This is a genomic window from Rhizobium sp. WSM4643 (genome assembly GCF_025152745.1).
GTDB lineage: Bacteria > Pseudomonadota > Alphaproteobacteria > Rhizobiales > Rhizobiaceae > Rhizobium > Rhizobium leguminosarum_I.
Genome location: NZ_CP104040.1, coordinates 1826083 through 1847489 on the forward strand (window position 1 = coordinate 1826083; position 21407 = coordinate 1847489).

Sequence of the window (21407 nt, forward strand, 5' to 3'; positions counted from 1 at the left end):
TGCGGAATTGACCGGAGTGCTCTAACGTCTTGCTTGGGCCTTTTCCAGCATCTGCCCGAAAAATATCAATTCCGGTGCCAGCCCCCTTGGCAAGCCAGGGAATAGTGGCTAAAAATAATGCAGTTCTATTGTATGCCCGAAAGATAATCATTTGATTTCCCAGGACCTCGCAGCGCCTTTCCGAATCGGACCCGTGTCTGTGCGGAACCGCGTTGTGCTGGCGCCGATGTCCGGCGTCACCGACATGCCCTATCGAGAGCTTGCCTGGCGCTTCGGCGCCGGCCTCGTCGTCACAGAAATGGTGGCGAGCCGTGAACTGGTCAACGACACCGCCGAATCCTGGTCGCGGCTCAGCGCTGCCGGCTTCCGGCCGCATATGGTGCAGCTTGCCGGGCGCGAGGCGCACTGGATGGCGGAGGCGGCCAAGATCGCCGCCGATCACGGCGCCGATATCATCGACATCAACATGGGTTGCCCGGCAAAGAAGGTGATCGGCGGTTATTCCGGCTCGGCGCTGATGCGCGACCCCGATCACGCGCTCGGCCTCATCGAGGCGACGGTCAAGGCTGTCGACATTCCGGTAACGCTGAAGATGCGCCTCGGCTGGGATGAGAATTCCATCAACGCGCCTGATATCGCCCGTCGCGCCGAAGCCGCCGGCATCCAGCTTGTGACCATTCATGGGCGCACCCGCATGCAATTCTATGAAGGTCGCGCCGATTGGGATGCTATCCGCGCCGTACGCGAGGTGATCTCCATTCCGCTGATCGCCAATGGCGATGTCGAAACTGCTGGCGACGCGCAGGAAATATTGCGTCGCTCCGGCGCCGATGCCGTGATGATTGGCAGGGGCTGTCAGGGCAGACCGTGGCATGCCGGCGTCCTTGCCGGTGCGCCCGAGCCGCGACGCCAGGAGATCGCCGATATCGCCGTCGAACATTACCGGATGATGCTGGATTTCTACGGCGAAGCGGTGGCGATCCGCCACGCCCGCAAGCACCTTGGCTGGTATCTCCAGCGTTTCGCCCCGGCTCTGTCAGGCGCTGAAAAGGCGGAGATCATGACCTCGCGCGATCCGCGCGAGGTGGCCGCGCGCCTTTATGATGCGCTGGCTGTGAATATTGTCGACAGCCGGGAGGCGGCATGACGAAGGATATGATATCTCCGTCCGATCACGCCGGCGGGACCGTCGCCATGGCCGTACTGAACGCCATCCAGAACCCGGTCATCATGGTCGACGAATCCGGGTTCGTCGTTTTCGCCAATTGGGAGGCGGAGGCCTTCTTCGGTGCCAGCGCCTCGCATCTGGCGCGTTACCGCATCTCGACCTTCATCCCTTTCGGCAGCCCGCTGCTTGCCCTCATCGACCAGGTGCGCGAGCGCAAGGCGCCGGTCAACGAATATCGCGTCGACCTGAGTTCGCCCCGCCTCGGACAGGACAAGCTCGTCGATCTCTACGTCGCCCCGGTGCTCAGCGAGCCCGGCGCCGTCGTCATCGTCTTTCAGGAACGCTCGATGGCCGACAAGATCGACCGGCAGCTGACGCATCGCGCCGCCGCCCGCTCGGTGACCGGCCTTGCCTCGATGCTGGCGCATGAGATCAAGAACCCGCTCTCTGGTATACGCGGCGCTGCCCAGCTGCTCGAACAGTCTGCGGTCGACGAGGATCGGGCGCTGACCCGGCTGATCTGCGACGAGACCGATCGCATTGTGTCGCTGGTCGACCGTATGGAAGTCTTTTCCGACGAACGTCCTGTCGACCGCATGCCGGTCAATATCCATTCCGTGCTCGATCATGTGAAGGCGGTCGCCAAGGCAGGTTTTGCCCGCAACATCCGGGTCACCGAGAGTTACGACCCGTCGCTGCCGGCCGTCTATGCCAATCGCGACCAGCTCGTCCAGGTCTTCCTCAATCTGGTGAAGAACGCCGCCGAAGCGGTCGGCGATCGGCCGGACGGCGAGATCATGCTGACGACCGCCTATCGCCCGGGCATCCGTCTTTCGGTCGCCGGCACGCGCGAGAAGATCTCGCTGCCGCTGGAATTCTGCGTCCACGACAACGGCCCCGGCGTTCCCCTCGATCTGTTGCCGCATCTCTTCGATCCCTTCATCACCACCAAGCCGAACGGCAGCGGCCTCGGCCTGGCGCTGGTCGCCAAGATCATCGGTGATCACGGCGGCATCATCGAATGCGACAGCCAGAACAGCCGCACGACATTCCGCGTTCTCATGCCGGCGTCGAAGGACGCCTCGCTTGAAGACGCTTCTATAGCAAGCTCGACAGGACCTTCTCGATGACAGCCACGATCCTCGTTGCAGATGATGATGCGGCCATCCGGACCGTGCTCAACCAGGCTTTGAGCCGCGCCGGCTATGACGTTCGCATCACCTCCAACGCCGCTACCCTCTGGCGCTGGATTTCCGCGGGCGAGGGCGATCTGGTCGTCACCGATGTGGTGATGCCCGACGAAAACGCCTTCGACCTGCTGCCGCGCATCAAGAAGGCGCGGCCCGACCTGCCCGTCCTGGTCATGAGCGCCCAGAACACCTTCATGACCGCCATCAAGGCCTCGGAAAAAGGCGCCTACGACTATCTGCCGAAGCCCTTCGACCTCACCGAGCTGATCGGCATCATCGGCCGGGCGCTGGCGGAACCGAAGCGCAAGCCCGCCAAGCTCGAAGACGACATGCAGGACGGCATGCCGCTCGTCGGCCGGTCGGCGGCAATGCAGGAAATCTACCGCGTGCTCGCCCGGCTGATGCAGACGGACCTGACGCTGATGATCACCGGCGAATCCGGCACCGGCAAGGAACTCGTCGCCCGCGCGCTGCACGACTACGGCAAGCGCCGCAACGGCCCGTTTGTTGCAATCAACATGGCGGCGATCCCGCGCGACCTGATCGAATCCGAACTTTTCGGCCATGAGAAGGGCGCCTTTACCGGCGCGCAGACCCGCTCGACCGGCCGTTTCGAACAGGCCGAAGGCGGCACGCTCTTCCTCGACGAGATCGGCGACATGCCGATGGACGCCCAGACACGGCTCTTACGCGTCCTGCAGCAGGGCGAATACACCACCGTCGGCGGCCGCACGCCGATCCGCACCGACGTGCGCATCGTTGCCGCCACCAACAAGGACCTGAAGCAGGCGATCAACCAAGGTCTCTTCCGCGAGGACCTCTATTACCGCCTCAATGTCGTGCCGCTGCGCCTGCCGCCGCTGCGCGATCGCGCCGAGGACATTCCCGATCTGGTGCGCCATTTCATCCAGCAGGCCGAAAAGGAAGGCCTCGGCTCCAAGCGCTTCGATCAGGAAGCGCTCGAACTGATGAAGGCCTATGCCTGGCCGGGCAACGTCCGCGAACTGGAAAACCTCATCCGCCGTCTGATGGCGCTCTATCCGCAGGATGTCATCACCCGCGAGATCATCGACGCCGAACTTCGTTCCGACGTGCCTGACAGCCCGATCGACAAGGGGCCGATCCGCAGCGGCTCGATGACGATCGCACAGGCGGTCGAGGAGAACATGCGCAGCTACTTCGCAGGCTTCGGGGACAATCTGCCGCCGCCCGGCCTCTATGATCGCGTGTTGACCGAAATGGAATATCCGCTGATCCTTGCCGCCCTGACGGCGACGCGCGGCAACCAGATCAAGGCCGCCGATCTTCTCGGTCTCAACCGCAACACCTTGCGCAAAAAGATCAGGGAACTTGGCGTTTCGGTCTACAGGAGTTCCCGCACTGCCTGAGTGTGTTCGCGCTCGCATCGGGCCGGCATGCGGCCTGATGCCAGAGTTGGCGCCGCGGCGGGCTGTATGAGTCGAGAAGTCGTGGGTTTCATGGACGACTTCATCGTTCAAACCCAGTCTGCTATTCCAGACGTCGTACTCAGAAGTGGATAACGACGCCGAGGATCGGACCCCTGCTGGACGACGTCGAAGACAAAGCCGTCATTGTCGTAGTCGACGCCGAGTGCGCGGTATCCTGCAACGGCCGAGATCGTATCGGTGAACTTGTACCCGACCGCGAGCGCCACATCCCAGTCGAGATCCGCGCCGCCGGCACCGACGTTTGTCGAATGCGTTCGTCGGGTTTCTGTGGCAGTTGTCCTGACGGTAGCGCTACCGCGGCTGAAGGGCCTTGGAGCCGTCGATCGGCAGCGACATGGTCGCCAGCACCTCGTCCCTCACAAGCAGCCCGGCCGTTTGCAGATCGGCAATCATCCGTGACCGGTCCTGTGGCTGGAAATTGCGCACCTTGAGTTCGGCCACGATGTTCGGAATGAAGTCGGGTCTCATTTCTTTGAACCGCGCGGCCTCTCTGCGGGCGTCCTCGATCATTCCAGCGTCGACGTAGATGACGGCAGCCACCGCATGGAATAGCGGGAACTTCTGCAGGTCCGCCTGCCTGATCTCGGTGACTGCGGTCTTATCGTCGTGCAACATGTAGGCTGCGAGTGCGCGCGTTCCGCGATAGTAGCCGCCGCCGGCAGGGTTGAGATCAATGGCACGATCCAGCAGCGCTGCCCCGCGCTGCCACTCCCCGCTCATCGCCACCCGGGTACCAAATTCTGCCAGCAATTCGGTGTCGTTCGGATTGGTCGCCAGTGCCCGTTCGCCGATCTGAAGTGCCTCCGAAACCCGCTGGCTGAAAAACAACGCCGTCATCAGCGCCTGAAGGGCGCGGGTGTTGCCGGGATCCAGTTGCACGGCACGGCGGGCGGCTTGAAAGCTGCGATCTATCGGCGTGGACGAAATGGGCTTCCGGTTGAACCTGAAACGATCCTCGTCAAGATAGATTATCGACAACATCGCCCAGGCGGTCGCAAAGGATGGATAGCGGGCGACAGCACTTTCGAGGCAGTTTCGAACCTCTCCGTGCCGCTCGCTGCTTAACTCGGCACGGTAAGCATAAAAGCTAAGCGTGCAGCCGTAGATGCCGAGATCATCGGGCGGCGGATTGGAAACATCGGCCTGGGCCATGATGCCATAGGGCTGCGCCACAGCGGTCGCAACCTTGTTTGCAACGTCGGACTGGATGGTGAACAGGTCGCGGACGCCGATGTCGTCGTCGTAGGTCTGCGACCAGAGGATCTCATCGGTCTGCGTGTCGAGCAGACGTGCCGTCACACGCAATCGGCTTCCGGAGACGCGAACACCGCCTGCCAGCAGGAAGCGTGCGCCAAGTTCCCCGCGAATCCGCGATGTCTCCACTTCTGGCGGCAACGATTTGGACGTCTCGCGACCGAAGACCTTGATCTCCTTGAAGCGGGGAAGGGCAGTGAGGAGTTCCTCGGTCAGGCCCGTGGTGTAGAGTTCCGCCTGAGGACCATCACCGAGATTGGCAAATGGAGCGATCACCAATGTCGGTCCGTCAGATCCCGTTATGTGAGCAGTCGCAAACGGCCAGATCGAGCCAAATCGAATGGAGGTCAAGCCAGCCAGGGCTGCAGCGCAGCCCGCGATCACGATCAATCCAACGACCACTGCCCATCTATATCCTCGTAAGCCGGGAAAGAGGGAATAGGCGCGCTCCGGTGGCAGACTTTGGTCTTCAGCATCGGGATTGTCATCGCTCGGGCAAGTCCGGGCAAAGGTCGGCACGTAACCGCCTTTCGGAATGTCTATTCGGATCGGATCGTGTTGACCTGCTGTAAAATAATAGCGCTCGAGCACCCGCCTGAGCCTTCCGGCCTCGATCCGCACAACCGGATCATCCTGTGTGAAGCCGTTGGAGCGCTTGAAGACTTCGACGGCGATGGAGTAACCCTTGATCCGGTCTGCGCGGCCTGCAAGCGTCTCCTCCACGGCATAGGTGAGAAATGCCGCACTCCGGCCGACATGCGGAAATTGCGGGCTGGTGATGATTCGCTCAAGCTGAGCCCGAACATCATCGTGGGTCGGTAGTGGTCGCGTCGAAACCGGCGCGAGATCGCGCCTTGATGGCAATGAATCCTGCACGACTTGCTCCTCACCCGCTCTTGAGGGACGCGACTACCAGAGATTTTATTAACTATCCCTTTTGTAACCTACCGCAGAAACCGATCCTCGTCCATCAAAGGCGGCGCATCGAGCCCGTTCGACGACTACGCAGATCGAGGGAAGGGGACTCCGGGCGCGTGAACCGCGGAAGCGGACATCGCGTCTTCGCCGCCTCGTAGCAGTTCGCGACCCGAAGCGGCCAAAGCCGTAAATGACCACCCAAGGAGCCACGACGACTCAGTCTAACGCGCCCGCCAGATAGCGAGCAAGCACCACAGGGACGTCGCCGCGTGATAGAGGATCGCGGGCCACAACAGGATGCCGATCATCTCCGGAACGAGAGCGGAATAGGTCAGGACCGCCGTGGTCAGGAAATTATAGAGCGCCACGCCGACGAGGAGCCCCAGCGTGCCTCGCCTGTCTTCGGCGTCACGCCCACCCCAGCTTGCTGCGGCAAGAGCGAGCAGCGCCGCACCGCAGATCCGCGCGATCAGTGGTGCCTCCGAAGCGACCGGCCTTGCCTCAAACAGCAGAACAAAGAGGATCGATGGCGCCACGACAAGCCCCAGTCCCGTCGCACCTTCGGCGATAGCGAACAGGGTCAGAAGCGTGTGTCGATGAGCTGTGTTCATGGCGCAGAATCCCCGTGCCCAGGTCAACGTCACGTTCGGCACGGGCCGCCTTGGCGACGGGCGCTCTGCGCAGAACCTCTTGCATCAAGGTTGCGGCTGAAGTTCTATCCTCAAGCTGCTCAGCTTGCCGTCGAAGGCGAACGGTGCCTGGTAGTCGTTATCGTCGACACCGGTTCCCGTGTCGGAGCCGATATCAAAGGTTTCACTCGCCTCGAGAGCAAAGGGAATGGTGTTTGGGAAGATCCCGCTTGCCGCCTCGGCGCCGTCGATCGTGATTGTCCCCTTGCCACCCTTGCCGAGGCCGGGCCCATCGGACGTAAAGGAGAAGCCGAGATTGTGCTTTCCAGGCGTCAATGCCGCCGCGCCCTCCACCCTCGGCCGGGCGAGATCCAATAGGTCATAGACAAAGATTGGCTTCCCTTTGAGCAGGTAGAAGCCCCATCCCCCGAAGCGCCCGCCTGCAGTCACAAGCATGCCGTTGCCGCCGCCCGCGGGGACATCGATATCGGCCGTGATCGTGAAGGACTTGTTGAGGATGCTCGGTGCCGTCCCAAGGGGCACGCCGACGATGGGTTTCGTGTAGATGAAGTCATTACGTCCGGCGACGATGCTCGGTCGTGGTAGAATGAAGCGCGTCAAGGCCGAGGCGTCCAACGGCAGAACCTGGTACTTCGCGGCCTCGATCCAGAACAAATCCTGCAACTCCTTCAGCTTGCCGGGATTGGTGGCCGCCAGATCGTTGTTTTGCGTCCAGTCCTTGGACAGGTCGAACAACTCCCAGGTCACGCCGTTGACGATGTCCTTCGGGATCGGAGCCGTTCCGTTCCAAGGTTCCCGATAGGGCAACGTGGAGGCAATCCACCCATCGTGATAGATCGCGCGATTGCCGAACATCTCGAAATATTGGGTCGAATGTTTCGATGGCGCATCGGCGTTTGCCTTGTCGAATGTGTAGGCCAGGCTCACGCCTTCGATCGGCGTCTGGGTGATCCCATTGACTGCATCAGGAGCACGGATGCCCGTCACTTCCAAGATCGTCGGGACGATGTCGATGACATGGTGGAACTGGTTGCGCACCCCACCCGGATCTTTGATGTGGCCCGGCCACGCAATGGCCATACCGTTACGAATACCCCCAAAATAGGAAGCGACCTGCTTGGTCCACTTGAAGGGCGTATCGAAAGCCCAAGCCCAGCCGACCGAATAATGCGGATAGGTCAACGCCGACCCCCAGGCGTCGTAGAATTTGAGCTGGTCCTGGACGGGCACGTCGACGCCGTTGAAGAACGTCATCTCGTTTGGCGTTCCAGCCGGGGAGCCTTCCGCGCTCGCGCCATTGTCGCCGCTGATAAAGATAATCAGCGTGTCATCGAGCTTGCCCATGTCCTCGACCGCTTTGACGACCCGGCCGATTTCATTGTCGGTATAGGCGAGGTAGGCTCCGTAGACGTCGGCCTGGTGGATGAAGAGCTTCTTCTCGTCAGCCGAAAGGACGTCCCACGGCTTGATGAGCTTATCCGGCCAGGGTGTCAGTTGCGCATCCTGAGGGATAACACCCAGCCTCTTCTGGTTGGCGAAGATTTGGTCGCGCAGCGCATTCCATCCCTTGTCGAACAGATGCAAGTCGCTGATCTTTTTGATCCAATCGGGGGTCGGGTGATGAGGCGCGTGAGTCCCGCCCGGTGCATAGTAAAGGAAGAATGGCTTCTTGGGATCGAGCTGATTGAGTTGGTTGAGATAGTTGATGGCGTCGTCCGCCATATCTGTCGTCAGGTTGTAGGTAGGATTGTTCAGATAGGGATAGACACGCGTGGTATTGCGGTAGAGGTCCGGTTGCCACTGGTTGGTCTCGCCGCTGACAAAGCCATAGAAATATTCAAATCCCATTCCGATGGGCCATTGATCGAAGGGACCCGCCTGGCTGGTTTGGAAAGATGGCGTGTTGTGATTCTTGCCGAACCACGATGTTGCATAACCATTCGCCTTGAGGATCGTGCCGATCGTATCCTTGTCCGCGGTAATGACGCTGTCGTAGCCCGGATAACCGGTCGACGCCTCGCTGATCACACCGAAGCCGACTGAATGATGATTGCGGCCCGTGATCAGAGCGGCGCGTGTCGGTGAACACAGCGATGTCGTTTGGAAGTTCGTGTAGCGCAGGCCTATGTTGGCAATCCGGTCGAGCGTTGGCGTCGGAATGACCCCGCCGAAGGTGCTCGGGGCCGCAAATCCGACGTCATCTGTCAAGATCAGCAAGACGTTGGGCGCACTCTTGGGCGGCACAACCTGCGGCTGCCAATATGGCGTCGACTGAAGCGCGTCGAGATTTGTCGTGCCGCCAAACTGCCCTGGCGGTGGCGGGATCTGTCGGCCGTCGATTGTGATCGTTGCGCTCGGCGTGCCGGGTGTTCCATTGATGACTTGAGCTGACGCACTCGTCCCGCCAATGGAAAAAAATGTAAGCGCAGTGCCGCCTAATAGGGCAGCCAAAGTCAGGATACTGCTTTTCATCTCGATTCCCCCCGGCAATCGATCCCGCGTGATGTGGACCGTTTTATTCGGGGAGGGTATGGCGAGTACCGCGAGCGCGCCAGTAACATACAGTATGCGCTGTTGATCCGCGTTCGCTCCGACAGTCACACGCGAGAACACGTTGCGGACCTTATTTCCGGGCAACGGCCGAAGGAGTGATCGTCCCGCTGCAACTGCGCCGATTGACAGATACTACCGTATGATACGGGCAAACCTCTCTTCGAGCGAATATTGTTGCGGACGGGCGCTGGTCACACCGAAGCCGAGCGCGAATTTGCTTATGAAGGAAGTTCAGCATCGGCCAGCTCGACCAGGGCTTGGACGAAGCACAGGCTCACGCGTGGACTATTGTCGGCACAGAGTTCGCGGAAGTTATCGTCACGGGCGGCCAGTGAATCGATGGTTTTGGCGCTGGCTGGAAAGACGCGCTTGGCGAACCGTGTGTCGTAATCCACCCATCCTACCTCCAGGCGGCCTCTGCAAGTGCGGCTGCCGCATCGGATTATAAGTTGTGCATTATGATCCGGAATAGGGTGGAAGCAACGTAGTTTACAGTAAGGAACGGGAACGAAATCGGAAACCGCAATCCACGGGAGTACGCCCATAACCTGCGGACCACGAAGGACACGTGATGAAAGGTCTTGTCACCATCGGTGGCTTATTCCGCCGACGCGACATGTGGCCATGACGTCGCCTCACGCGCGCTTGACACATCTGAAGCCGACATGACTCGTGGACGTGTCCTCAGGCTCGGCATGTCTGGCGGCCGGACGATAGCGCCTGCAGTAGTTCGGCGCGCAAAGGTGGGACCCGCCCTTGAGGACGCGCCGCGGGATCCTGATGTCAGGCAGCCGCGGATCGTAGCTGGCGTCGGCGTCGCCTCCGCGTGGATTGCTGGGGATGCAGCATGAATGGCTGGCGGGCTCGGGATGGCGTGTCGACCAGAAGTCGGAGGTCCATTCCCAGACATTGCCGATCATGTCATAGATGCCGTAGCCGTTTGATGGAAAGGATCCGACCGGCGACGTTCTGTCCGCACCGGCTGGTTTTGTGCTCAGCGTAGGGAAGGTACCCTGCCAGATATTGGCCATGAGCTTTCCTTCCGGGTTCAACGCGTCGCCCCAGGCAAATTCCGCTTCATCAAGGCCGCCGCGCGCAGCCAGCTCCCACTCGGCCTCGGTCGGCAGATCTTTTCCCGCCCAAGCCGCATAGGCCTTGGCGTCGCTATAGGCGATATGAACGACGGGATGATCGAGCTTGCCGCGGATGTCGGTGCGACCGCCGTAAGGGTGTCGCCAGTCCGCGCCGAACTTGAACGACCACCACTGGGCAATGTCGGGGCCGACGACGGCTTTCGGCGGCGCGAACACCAGAGATCCGGCTCGCAGCATTTTGGGAAGCGCTCCAGGATAGTCCTCGGCACGGGGAGCCATTTCGGCGATGGTCACATGTCCGGTGGCGTTGACGAATGAGGCGAACTGCCGGTTGGTGACAGGGGTGGCGTCGATCCAGAAGCCGTCGACCGTCACAGGATGGGCAGGGGCCTCCTCCACATAATGCTCGTTCGATCCCATGGTGAAGGTACGGCCGGCTACCCGGACCAGACCCTGAAATCCCGCGTCGTCCACCGCGCGCCGGTCAGGCATCATTTTCATCACCCTCGCAGCTTATCGCTGTTTATCCAACAGTGCATGTTCCCGATCTGCCATCAAGATGACTATCCCTCAGAGCCGCGTTCTTGAAGTAGGTTACAGTAAAATACGCGACCCCGCCGAAGTCTATCGAGCGAAATAGAAGTCGCGGAGATGATATCGCGTCAGCACGGATGTCGCCTTTCACGCTATGGGCGGTTTTGCCCATAGGTTACGGTAAGATACCTGCTCTCGTTATATTCGCATGTCTTATGTATGCGTCCAGGCAAGCCGAGAGGCGGATATCCCAGAGAATTCGAGAACCTCATCGGACCGTATCCAGCAGTCGATTGCAGCGTTGAGATTTGCACTGCCAAGCTCGCCCCCCGATCAGGAACAAGCCGGCGTCTGCCAAATGAAATACCCGCCGCGGGAACGCCGAAGAAGCTTGAAATTGCGATAGAGGATGGGCATCGGACTCAAAGCTTAAGGGCAGGGCGTTATCCTTTCTAACGCCAAATTCGCCCGAAGATCACCCCCAAAGCGCCCACGACCGCGACTTACGATCGGAGCGCGACGAAATCGACGCGCGGTATTGACGTCTGCTTGGAGGCGACGGCTAGATGGTAGTCTGCAAGCCGAGTTGCACCACTCGCCCGGAAGGCAGCCCGAAATAGTCTGCGTTGCTGGCGTTCCGGGAGTGCGATGAACAGCCGATCCTGCCAGCTTCATCGCCGGACCAGTGCTTGCCGAACCGGCCTTCGAACTGAAGGCGCTCATTGTGGCGGACGAGGTCAGCGCAGCTTGACAATGTCCGAGATGCGTTGCATTTTCGCCACAATGCGTTGCTTAAAGGTCACGCAAGGGTTTAGACATTCGCTCCCGATCGAGTCGTTGCAACGCTGGCTTCTTTAAGCCGGCGTTTCCTTGGTTTCGATCGGATGGCGAGGCGGCAAGTGCCGTCTGAAGAGAGGCCGAATGACGCAGGATGGGGTATCGCCGGCGGCGGCGGGCGAGACGGTGACGACGGTGACCGATCGCCGCGCCCTTTTTGCCGTGCCCGGCCTCGTGCTCGCCGGCGGCGCGCTTCTCTGCGCCACGGCCACACTTTTCGTGCTGCTCGGTCTGACGCCGATCGCGCCGACGTCACATGTCGTCATCACCTCGGTGATCGTCAATTCCTTCTTTGTGCTGACGCTGCTGGCCTTGATCGCTCGCGAGGTGGCAAGGCTGCTGAAAGCCCGCACCCGCGGCCGTGCGGCAGCCCGCCTGCATATCCGCATCGTCGTGCTTTTTTCGATCGTCGCCATTACGCCGGCGATCCTCGTCGCCATCTTCGCCAGCATCACGCTGAATGCCGGTCTCGATCGCTGGTTTGCCCTGCGCACCCAGTCGATCGTCAGCTCGTCGCGGAATATCGGTCAGGCCTACATGATGGAGAATGCCAGCTATCTGCAGGGGCAGACGGTCTCCATGGCCAACGACCTGGAGCGCAACCGCGCGCTCTACAGTCTCGACAGGACGGGTTTTGCCGACCTGATGACCCGCCAGGCGAGGGGCCGCGGCCTGCTCGGCGCCTTCCTCGTCGAGCGCGACGGCTCGGTGATCGTCCAGGCCGATATCGCCACTGAAAAGCCGCTGCCGGCCATTCCACAGGACGCGCTGGAAAAGGCGGCTGCCGGCCAGCCGACACTGATCCCGCCCGGCGTCACCAATCTCGTCGGCGCCATTATCAAGCTCGATGCCATCCAGGGCACCTTCCTTTACACGGTGCGCGCCGTCGATCCCAAGGTCATGGGCGCCATGCGCATGATGGAGGAGAACGCCACCGAATACCGCTCGATGGAGGCCAACCGCTTCTCGCTGCAGGTCGCCTTCGCCGTGCTCTATATTGGCTTCGCGCTGATCGTGCTCTTGGCGGCGATCTGGACCGCGATCGCGGTCGCCGACCGCATCGTCCGGCCGATCCGCCTGCTGATCACGGCGGCCGACAGTGTTGCATCGGGCAATATGGACATCGTCGTGCCGGTGCATGCCGTTGACGGCGATGTCGCCAATCTCTCGCGCACCTTCAACAAGATGATCTCGGAAATCCGCACCCAGCGCGACGAGATCCTTGAGGCCAAGGACGAGGTCGACGACCGCCGCCGCTTCATCGAAGCGGTGCTGTCGGGCGTCACCGCCGCCGTCATCGGCGTAGAGCAGGACCGCCGCATCGCCATCGTCAACAGTTCGGCCGAGACGCTGATGTCGCTATCGGCGGGCGAGATGCTCGGAAAGCAGCTGGTCGACATTGCGCCGGAGGTCGATCACGTGCTGACCGAGGCGGCGGTGCGTTATCGCGGCGATTTCCGCAAGCAGATCGCGCTGGTACGCGGCGGCACCGTGAGGACATTGAGTGTGCAGGTCACTCGCGAAGAAGTGCGCGACATGAGCGAATCCTACGTGATTACGCTCGACGACATCACCGACCTCGTCATCGCCCAGCGCTCGACCGCCTGGGGCGACGTGGCCAGGCGCATCGCCCATGAGATCAAGAACCCGCTGACGCCGATCCAGCTGTCCGCCGAGCGCATCCAGCGCCGCTACGGCAAGCAGATCGACCAGGGCGACCGAACCGTCTTCGACCAGTGCACGGATACGATCATCCGCCAGGTCGGCGATATCGGTCGCATGGTCGACGAATTCTCCGCCTTTGCCCGCATGCCGAAGCCGACCAAGGAGCCGAGCGATCTGCGCAATATCCTGCGCGACGCGATCTTCCTGCGTGAGATGGGCAACCATCACGTCACCTTCGAGCAGGATTTCGGCGACCAGCCTCTGGAGGGCCTGTTCGACAGTCGCATGCTCGGCCAGGCTTTTGGAAATCTCATCAAGAATGCCGTCGAATCGATCGAGGCCGTTCCGAGCGACGAGCGGGACGAACGCAAGGTTCTCGTCCGCGCCGCCCTCGATACCGGCCGCGACCGCTTCACCGTCGACGTGATCGACAATGGCCGCGGCCTGCCGGTGGAGAACCGCCATAGCATTCTGGAACCTTATATGACGATGCGTGAGAAGGGCACCGGCCTCGGCCTCGCCATCGTCAAGAAGATCATCGAGGAACATGGCGGGCAGCTGGAACTGCATGATGCGCCCGCCGATTTTGACCGGGGAAGAGGGGCCATGATCCGCGTGCATCTGCCACGCCTGGATCCGACGCCTGCTCCCGCAGCCAATGACAAGGAAAGCGTTTATGGCCTCTGATATTCTCGTCGTCGACGATGAGCACGATATTCGCGAGATCGTTTCCGGCATTCTCTCCGACGAGGGACACGAGACGCGCACGGCCCATGACAGCGACAGCGCGCTGGCGGCGATTTCCGATCGCGTACCGCGGCTGATCTTCCTCGATATATGGATGCAGGGCAGCAAGCTCGATGGCCTGTCGCTGCTTGACGAGATCAAGACGCGCCACCCGGAACTGCCGATTGTGATGATCTCCGGCCACGGCAACATCGAGACCGCTGTCTCGGCGATCAAGCGCGGCGCCTTCGATTTCATCGAGAAACCTTTCAAGGCCGACCGGCTGATCCTGATCGCCGAACGGGCGCTGGAGAATTCCAAACTGAAGCGCGAGGTTTCCGACCTTAAGCGCCGCACCGGCGATGCGCTGGAGTTGATCGGCACCTCGGTTGCCGTTTCGCAGCTGCGCCAGACGATCGAGAAGGTTGCACCGACCAACAGCCGCATCATGATCCTCGGCGCCTCCGGCTCCGGCAAGGAATTGGTGGCGCGGATGATCCACAAGAAGTCGGCCCGCGCCAACGGCCCCTTCGTCGCGATCAACGCCGCCAACATCACGCCCGAACGCATGGAAGTGGCGCTGTTCGGCACCGAGGGCACGCCCGGCCAGGCGCGAAAGATCGGCGCGCTCGAAGAAGCCCATCGTGGCATCCTCTATCTCGACGAAGTCGGCGAAATGCCGCGCGAGACGCAGAACAAGATCCTGCGCGTGCTGGTCGATCAGCAGTTCGAGCGGGTTGGTGGTTCCAAGCGAGTCAAGGTCGATGTCCGCATCATCTCCTCGACCGCCTATAATCTTGAGAGCCGCATCGCTGAAGGATGGTTCCGCGAGGATCTCTATCATCGCCTCGCTGTCGTGCCGGTGCGTGTGCCGGCCCTTGCCGAGCGACGCGAGGACATTCCCTTCCTCGTCGACCAGCTGATGCGCCAGATATCCGAGCAGGCCGGCATCCGTCCGCGCCGCATCGGTGATGACGCCATGGCCGTGCTGCAGGCGCATGATTGGCCCGGCAACATCCGCCAGCTGCGCAACAACATCGAGCGGCTGATGATCCTTGCCCGCACCGACGGCCCGGATGCGCCGATCACCGCCGACATGCTGCCGACCGATCTCGGCGACATGCTGCCGAAGGTTTCCGCCAAGAACGACTATCACATCATGACGCTGCCGCTGCGCGAAGCCCGCGAGATGTTCGAGAAGGATTACCTGATCGCCCAGATCAACCGCTTCGGCGGCAATATCTCGCGCACCGCGGAATTCGTCGGCATGGAGCGTTCGGCGCTGCATCGCAAGCTGAAGTCGCTCGGCGTCTGATCCTTTCCGGCGCGGCCGACGCTGCGCCGCGCTCATATTGCTTTCCGGAAGACCAGGTTTCCCATGCCGAGAATTGCCTATGTGAATGGCCGTTACGTCAAGCATTCCGATGCCAGCGTGCATATCGAGGATCGCGGCTACCAGTTCGCCGATGGCGTCTACGAGGTCTGCGAAGTGCGCCACGGCTATATCGTCGATCTCACACGCCATCTGAACCGTCTCGACCGTTCGCTCGGTGAGTTGCGCATCGCCTGGCCGATGGGCCGGGCGGCGCTGACGCAGGTCATTCGCGAGACGCTGCGCCGCAACCATGTCCGCAACGGGCTTTTCTACATGCAGGTGACACGCGGCGTCGCCCGCCGCGATCATGTTTTTCCGGCCGAGGGAACGCCGCCATCGCTTGTCATCACCGCCAAGAGCACCGATGCCAAGACCATCGCCGCCAAGAACGCCAACGGCATCAAGGCGATCACCCTTATCGACAACCGCTGGGACCGTGTCGACATCAAGTCCGTCGGCCTGCTGCCGAATGCCATGGCCCGCCAGCAGGCCAAGGAGGCCGGCGCCCAGGAAGCGATCTATGTCGACGGCGACGGCATGGTGAAGGAAGGGGCGGCGACCAATGTCTGGATCGTCGATCCGGACGGAACGCTGGTGACGCGCCCGGCCGAACACGGAATCCTGCGCGGCATTACCCGCACCACCTTGATGGATGTCGGTGCCAAGCTGGGGTTGACGATCACTGAGCGGAACTTCTCCGTTTCGGAGATGCTCGCAGCCCGCGAGGTCTTCCTCACTGCTGCCACAAGCATTTGTTTTCCGGTCGTTTCCGTCGATGGCCAGGCCATTGCCAACGGTCATCCAGGCAGCGTTTCGCAGAAAGTCCGCGAGGCCTTTTTCGACGTTGCGGAAAAGATTGCGATTTGATACCAAGATTTGCTGGACAGGCGGAATGAGGATGCCGCCGGGTCTTCGTATGGTGAGGTTGATTGATATTCTACCGGCCAGATCAGGTCGGCAATAAAGAAAGAAGCGGCGCGATGGCGGAACGTTCTCAGAATCTTCAGGACTTATTTCTCAATACTGTTCGCAAGCAAAAGATTTCCCTGACAATCTTTCTGATCAACGGCGTGAAACTCACGGGCGTTGTTACGTCTTTTGACAATTTCTGTGTTCTTCTTCGCCGTGACGGCCACTCGCAGCTCGTGTATAAGCATGCGATATCGACGATCATGCCGGGCCAGCCCATGCAGATGTTCGAGAGCGAAGAAGCCGCGTCCTAACAGGATCAGCCGTCATTTCGACACGCGATACCAAGAACGATTCGATCATCCCTGAGGCCGCCAAGCACAGGGACGACATGCGCGCGACTGTCGTCGTGCCGGTTCTGAAATCGCGCAGTCGCGGCGGCCAGAGCGAATCGGCATCGACCCGCACGCCGGAAAGCCGGCTCGAAGAGGCGACCGGTCTTGCCCAGGCGATCGATCTCGATGTCGTCAACGGCTCGATCGTCCCGGTCAATGATCCGAGACCGGCCACACTGCTCGGCACCGGCAAGATCGAGGAGATCAAGGCGCTGCTCGATGAGCGCGATTCCGGTCTCGTCATCGTCGATCATCCGTTGACGCCGGTGCAGCAGCGCAATCTCGAAAAGGAATGGAACGCCAAGGTCATCGACCGGACGGGCCTCATCCTCGAAATCTTCGGCCGCCGCGCCTCCACCAAGGAAGGCACGCTGCAGGTCGATCTCGCCCATCTGAATTATCAGAAGGGCCGACTGGTCCGAAGCTGGACCCACCTTGAACGCCAGCGCGGCGGCGGCGGCTTCATGGGCGGCCCCGGCGAAACCCAGATCGAAGCCGACCGGCGGATGCTGCAGGACCGCATCATCAAGCTCGAGCGCGAGTTGGAGCAGGTCGTGCGCACCCGCCAGCTCCACCGCGCCAAGCGCCGCAAGGTGCCGCACCCGATCGTAGCACTCGTCGGCTACACCAATGCCGGCAAATCGACGCTGTTCAACCGTATCACCGGCGCCGGTGTGCTGGCCGAAGACATGCTGTTTGCCACGCTCGACCCGACCCTTCGGCGCATGAAGCTGCCGCACGGCCGCACCGTCATCCTGTCCGACACCGTCGGCTTCATCTCCGACCTGCCGACCCATCTGGTCGCCGCCTTCCGGGCGACGCTGGAAGAGGTGCTGGAAGCCGATCTCATCCTGCATGTCCGCGACATGTCCGATGCCGACAACCAGGCGCAGAGTTCCGACGTGATGCGCATCTTGAACGATCTCGGCATCGACGAGGCCGAAGCCGACAAGCGTTTGATCGAAGTATGGAACAAGATCGACCGGCTGGAGCCCGAAGTGCACGATGCTATGGTGCAGAAATCGGCCGGCGCCAGCAACGTGGTGGCTGTTTCGGCCGTCAGCGGCGAGGGCGTCGACACGCTGATGGAAGAGATCAGCCGCAGACTGTCCGGCGTGATGACTGTGGCGACGATCCGCCTTCCGGTCGACAAGCTGGCACTGCTACCCTGGCTTTACGACCACGCGATCGTCGACGGCCGCGAGGACAATGAAGACGGCTCGATCACGCTCGATCTGCGCCTCTCCGAAACCGAAGCCACCGAACTCGAGCGCCGCATCGGCAACGGACCGAAGTCTTCAAAGGAAGATTGGGAGCGGTAAGGCGCGCGCCTGGCGCAGTCGGGTTCGCGCTAATGGCTGCCCCTCACCCTAACCCTCTCCCCGCAAAAACGCTAGGGCATATACATATCTCGCAAAGCCCATCCATCGGCGACGGCTCGAAAGTATTTGAGGCCGTTGAAGAAGGTGATTGGGCCCGGCGGCTTGGCCGAGGCGTAGCCGTTCCAGCCGCCGAGCTTGGCGATGATCCAGGCGGCCCAAGCCAGCGAGGCCTTAGAGTGGGGATTGGACTGCAGCTTGGTTGTGCCCTTGAAACGGCTTTCGAGGGCGGCGAGGGTATCGATCTCGGCTGCCGTGAAGGTCAGGCTTGCCGGCTGGTGATCGCCGCCGCTGCGGGCTTGGACGAGCTGGAGGACGATTGCTGCGGCCTTGGCGGCGATGGCGACGAGCTTTTCCAGCCGTGCCGCCAGATGCAACTGGCTGTCCTCGATCTTGAAGCCTTGGTTCTTCATCACCCGAAAGAACTGCTCGATCATCCAGCGCTGCTTGTACCAGGCGACGATCTGCCAGGCATCGGCCGGGCTGCTGAGCCAATGGGTGGTCAGGAGCAGCCAGTGCAAGGGCTCGACACCGTCGGGGGCGGCCGGTTCAACGATCTCGACCCAGCTCAGCCTGACGCCATCGGGCAGGCCGGCCTCGCGCAGGTTTTGCGGCCGCCGGATCGTCGCTTCGCCGAAGCGCAGGCACACCGTCGCCTGCCGCGCCGGACGGTCGGCGCGCTCGCGCAGATCAATCGTCTGAGTATCGCAAAACGCCACCGTTTCGACCGCGCGGCGCAGTTTGGAACCGTCGATGAGCGCATGGTCATGCATGACGCGCGACAAAAGATCGAAGCGCCGATCGGGCAGGCGCGCCCACATGATGAAGAAGTCACCCTCCCGGTCGGCGATCGCCGTGACCCGGGCCGCACGCGAAAGCACCAGTTTGGCCGCCTCTGCCGTCTCCACCCAGCGCCGCGATTCCTTTTCGTTCAACGGCCGCTCGGCATGCGGCGTAAGCTCTTCGCTACCCCGCGTCCAGACCCGGCCGCCCACCAGGCCAAGGCAGCTGCCGGTGTCGGCATCGAGCGCCAGCATCGGATGCAGCAAAAGGCCAAAGCAATTGCCTTTTTTGATCTTGCCCAATTCCCGCCGGCTGTCCGGCGTCGTCGCAAACTTGATCTCGCTGGTGTCCTGCAGCGCCAGCACGTGGCGACCCTCAACCGCAGACCGGGTCTCCTGGCTCCAGCCGGCAATGATCTCTTCCACGCTCACCGCACTGTTGTTGAGAAAACGCCCGAACCGGATCTCCTGCGAATGGTTGCCCTCGGCCAACTGGCGAAGGCAAACCGTCTCGCGCAGCACAATGCGACGGAGCAGCACCGCCCCCCTTTATCGAGACGACGATCTCCAAACCGGCCCAACGAAAAATCATGCCCTACATCCATCGGCGACGCTCCCAAATCAAAACGTCGCCAAAACAATCATACAGCCCGCAGTAAAGGAATCCGACCCCCGCAAACCGAGTCAATCCGTCGCACCGACTTATGTATATGCCCTAGCGCAAAAACGGGGCGAGGGGACGTGCCCTGCGAAAGGTTGGTGGGGCACGGTGAGGCTGCGGCATATCCCCTTCTTCCCGCAGGCGGGGAGAAGGTGGCGGCAGCCGGATGAGGGGCTGGCTTCGACGATCAATAGAAATCGCCGGCGATAACTCACTCCGCCACGATCGCTCTTTCAATCGCCTTCGCCGCCTGCCAGATTTCCTCCATCCGCTCCAGCGTCGCGTCTTCCAGCGTCTCGCCTTCTGCTTCAAGAACTTGTTCTATATGACGGAAACGACGCCGGAATTTCGTATTCGTTCCGCGCACGGCCTGCTCCGGATCGGCCTTGACATGCCGGCCGATATTGACGACCGCGAAGATCAGGTCGCCGAGTTCGTCGCTGACCTTTGCCTGATCGCCCTCCCGAAGGGCTGCCCGCAATTCACCGATCTCTTCCTCGATCTTGTCGAGGATCGGCTCGGGTGCCGCCCAGTCGAAGCCGACCTTGGCGGCGCGTTCCTGCAGCTTCAGGGCTTCCGTCAAAGCTGGAAAGCTGCGCTGCACGGAGCCGAGGAAGCCGCTGTTGAAATCGTCGGTGATGCCGCGCCGTGACCGTCGCTCAGTGCGCTCGCGTTTCTCCGCCTGCTTGATCTCGTCCCATTGTCTCTTCACCGCGTCCGGCGTATCTGCCGGCGAGCGGGCAAAGACGTGCGGATGGCGGCGGATCATCTTGGCGGTGATGGCGTTGACCACGTCGCCGAAGGAAAATTCGCCGGCCTCCTCGGCCATGCGGGCGTGGAAGACCACCTGCAGCAGCAGGTCGCCCAACTCGTCGCAGAGATCGTCCATATCGCCGCGCTCGATCGCGTCGGAGACCTCATAGGCCTCCTCGATGGTATAGGGCTTGATCGTCTCGAAGTTCTGCACGATGTCCCAGGGGCAGCCCGTTTCGGGATGGCGCAGCGCCGCCATGATCTCGATCAGCCGCGAAATGTCTTTGGAAGGTTCCATGTTGCCTCGGTTCAGCAGACTTCAGTTCAGAGGCCCTCAGTTCAGGGGCCCTCAGTTCAATGGAATGTCGTTGGCGCTCTTCGACGACTGGTAGCTGGTCGACAGGGCGTCGTAGCGCGCCTTGATGCGGGCGGTCTGCGCCTTCAGCGCGTTTTTCAGCGTAGCCTCTTCGGTCTCGATGATATCGGCGATAGCAAAGCTGTTCCAGAAGGCGTTTTGCCTGCGGTAGCCGCCGGGTTCAAGCCCGAAGACTTCCTTGAGGATCTTCAAATCATGCGGAATGGCGAAGGCGTCGCGGGAATCCTCATGGCTGAAGAAATAGTAGAAATTGTCGAAGCCCGCCCAGGTGATCGCCGACATGCACATGGTGCAGGGCTCGTGCGTCGACAGGAAGATCAGATCCTTGGTCGGCGGCTTGTCGCCAAGCTCGTAGAAGCGCTTCAGCGTATGTACCTCACCGTGCCAGAGCGGATTCTCCAGCTCGTTATTGGTCTCGGCGACGACGAGCGAAAGATCGGTTTTCCTTAAGATCGCTGCACCGAACACCTTGTTGCCAAGCGAAACGCCACGCTCCGTCAGCGGCAGGATATCCTCCTCCAGGACCGAAAGCAGGCGGGAGGCAATAGTCTTATCAGGCATGACGGCCCTCCAGTTTTCTTCAGTCTATCGCCTTGGCGGCGCGGATGAAATGCGTCAGGCGCCGGTGGACGTCTTTTGCCACAGGCTTTATACTGCGCTGCACCAAGCGGGCTGAGAAATATGCGGCTTTTTGGCAGCACGGGTGACTTTTCTCAAAT

16 protein-coding genes and 1 pseudogene are annotated in these 21407 nt (G+C 61.3%); 8 read left to right on the forward strand and 9 right to left on the reverse strand.

From position 1 onward, the window contains the following. Positions 1–127 precede the first annotated feature (127 nt). Genes dusB through ntrC form a run of 3 tightly spaced genes read left to right on the forward strand, consistent with a single transcriptional unit; the run spans position 128 to position 3746 of the window. Positions 128–1147 (forward strand): tRNA dihydrouridine synthase DusB, encoded by a 1020-nt coding sequence (gene dusB / locus N1937_RS09315; RefSeq protein ID WP_260059082.1) that lies wholly within the window; start codon positions 128–130, stop codon positions 1145–1147. Continuing rightward, positions 1144–2298, forward strand: a complete 1155-nt coding sequence (locus N1937_RS09320; RefSeq protein WP_017964171.1) for a two-component system sensor histidine kinase NtrB — start codon at positions 1144–1146, stop codon at positions 2296–2298. The genes dusB and N1937_RS09320 overlap by 4 nt, the downstream gene beginning before the upstream one ends. Next, positions 2295–3746, forward strand: coding sequence for a nitrogen regulation protein NR(I) (gene ntrC / locus N1937_RS09325; RefSeq protein ID WP_017964172.1), 1452 nt, complete (start codon positions 2295–2297; stop codon positions 3744–3746). Before N1937_RS09320 ends, ntrC begins: the two co-directional genes overlap by 4 nt. 139 nt (positions 3747–3885) lie before the next feature. Here ntrC and N1937_RS09330 read toward each other — a convergent pair. The 6 genes and pseudogenes from N1937_RS09330 to N1937_RS09355 form a co-directional block, all read right to left on the reverse strand. Beyond that, positions 3886–4066 (reverse strand): annotated as a pseudogene (locus tag N1937_RS09330) (hypothetical protein); the annotation flags it as partial. Positions 4067–4118: 52 nt separating this feature from the next. Beyond that, entirely contained in the window at positions 4119–5957 is a 1839-nt protein-coding gene (locus N1937_RS09335) for an adenylate cyclase (protein ID WP_260058403.1), read from the reverse strand. Positions 5958–6220: 263 nt separating this feature from the next. Then, positions 6221–6610 (reverse strand): hypothetical protein, encoded by a 390-nt coding sequence (locus tag N1937_RS09340; protein WP_260058405.1) that lies wholly within the window; start codon positions 6608–6610, stop codon positions 6221–6223. Positions 6611–6694: 84 nt separating this feature from the next. Further along, complete coding sequence (locus N1937_RS09345; RefSeq protein ID WP_260058406.1) at positions 6695–9121, reverse strand: arylsulfatase; 2427 nt, start codon at positions 9119–9121, stop codon at positions 6695–6697. A gap of 299 nt (positions 9122–9420) precedes the next feature. Further along, a complete protein-coding gene (locus N1937_RS09350; RefSeq protein WP_222383994.1) occupies positions 9421–9597 on the reverse strand; it encodes a hypothetical protein in 177 nt (58 codons plus the stop codon). A 240-nt stretch (positions 9598–9837) separates the two neighbouring features. Then, positions 9838–10791: a formylglycine-generating enzyme family protein gene (locus N1937_RS09355; protein WP_260058408.1), complete on the reverse strand. Its 954-nt coding sequence runs from the start codon at positions 10789–10791 to the stop codon at positions 9838–9840. A gap of 960 nt (positions 10792–11751) precedes the next feature. Between N1937_RS09355 and N1937_RS09360 the strand changes: the two genes are divergently transcribed. The 5 genes from N1937_RS09360 (at position 11752) to hflX (ending at position 18059) form a co-directional block, all read left to right on the forward strand. Beyond that, on the forward strand, positions 11752–14019 hold the full coding sequence (locus tag N1937_RS09360) for a sensor histidine kinase NtrY-like (protein WP_017964178.1): 2268 nt from the start codon (positions 11752–11754) through the stop codon (positions 14017–14019). Next, a complete protein-coding gene (ntrX, locus tag N1937_RS09365; RefSeq protein WP_017964179.1) occupies positions 14009–15373 on the forward strand; it encodes a nitrogen assimilation response regulator NtrX in 1365 nt (454 codons plus the stop codon). Before N1937_RS09360 ends, ntrX begins: the two co-directional genes overlap by 11 nt. Positions 15374–15436: 63 nt before the next feature. Beyond that, positions 15437–16300, forward strand: a complete 864-nt coding sequence (locus N1937_RS09370) for a D-amino-acid transaminase (protein WP_260058410.1) — start codon at positions 15437–15439, stop codon at positions 16298–16300. 113 nt (positions 16301–16413) lie between these two features. Next, on the forward strand, positions 16414–16656 hold the full coding sequence (hfq, locus tag N1937_RS09375; RefSeq protein ID WP_003539403.1) for an RNA chaperone Hfq: 243 nt from the start codon (positions 16414–16416) through the stop codon (positions 16654–16656). A 77-nt stretch (positions 16657–16733) separates the two neighbouring features. After that, positions 16734–18059: a GTPase HflX gene (hflX, locus tag N1937_RS09380; protein WP_260058411.1), complete on the forward strand. Its 1326-nt coding sequence runs from the start codon at positions 16734–16736 to the stop codon at positions 18057–18059. A gap of 71 nt (positions 18060–18130) precedes the next feature. Here hflX and N1937_RS09385 read toward each other — a convergent pair whose 3' ends face one another. The 3 genes from N1937_RS09385 to N1937_RS09395 form a co-directional block, all read right to left on the reverse strand. Then, positions 18131–19438 carry an IS4 family transposase gene (locus N1937_RS09385; RefSeq protein ID WP_017963437.1) on the reverse strand — a complete coding sequence of 436 codons (1308 nt, stop codon included), beginning with the start codon at positions 19436–19438 and terminating at the stop codon, positions 18131–18133. 332 nt (positions 19439–19770) lie between these two features. Then, entirely contained in the window at positions 19771–20610 is an 840-nt protein-coding gene (gene mazG / locus N1937_RS09390) for a nucleoside triphosphate pyrophosphohydrolase (RefSeq protein ID WP_260058412.1), read from the reverse strand. A gap of 51 nt (positions 20611–20661) precedes the next feature. Beyond that, the gene (locus N1937_RS09395) at positions 20662–21249 is read right to left on the reverse strand and encodes a deaminase (protein ID WP_260058413.1); all 588 of its coding nucleotides are present in this window, start codon (positions 21247–21249) and stop codon (positions 20662–20664) included. Positions 21250–21407: the final 158 nt, after the last annotated feature.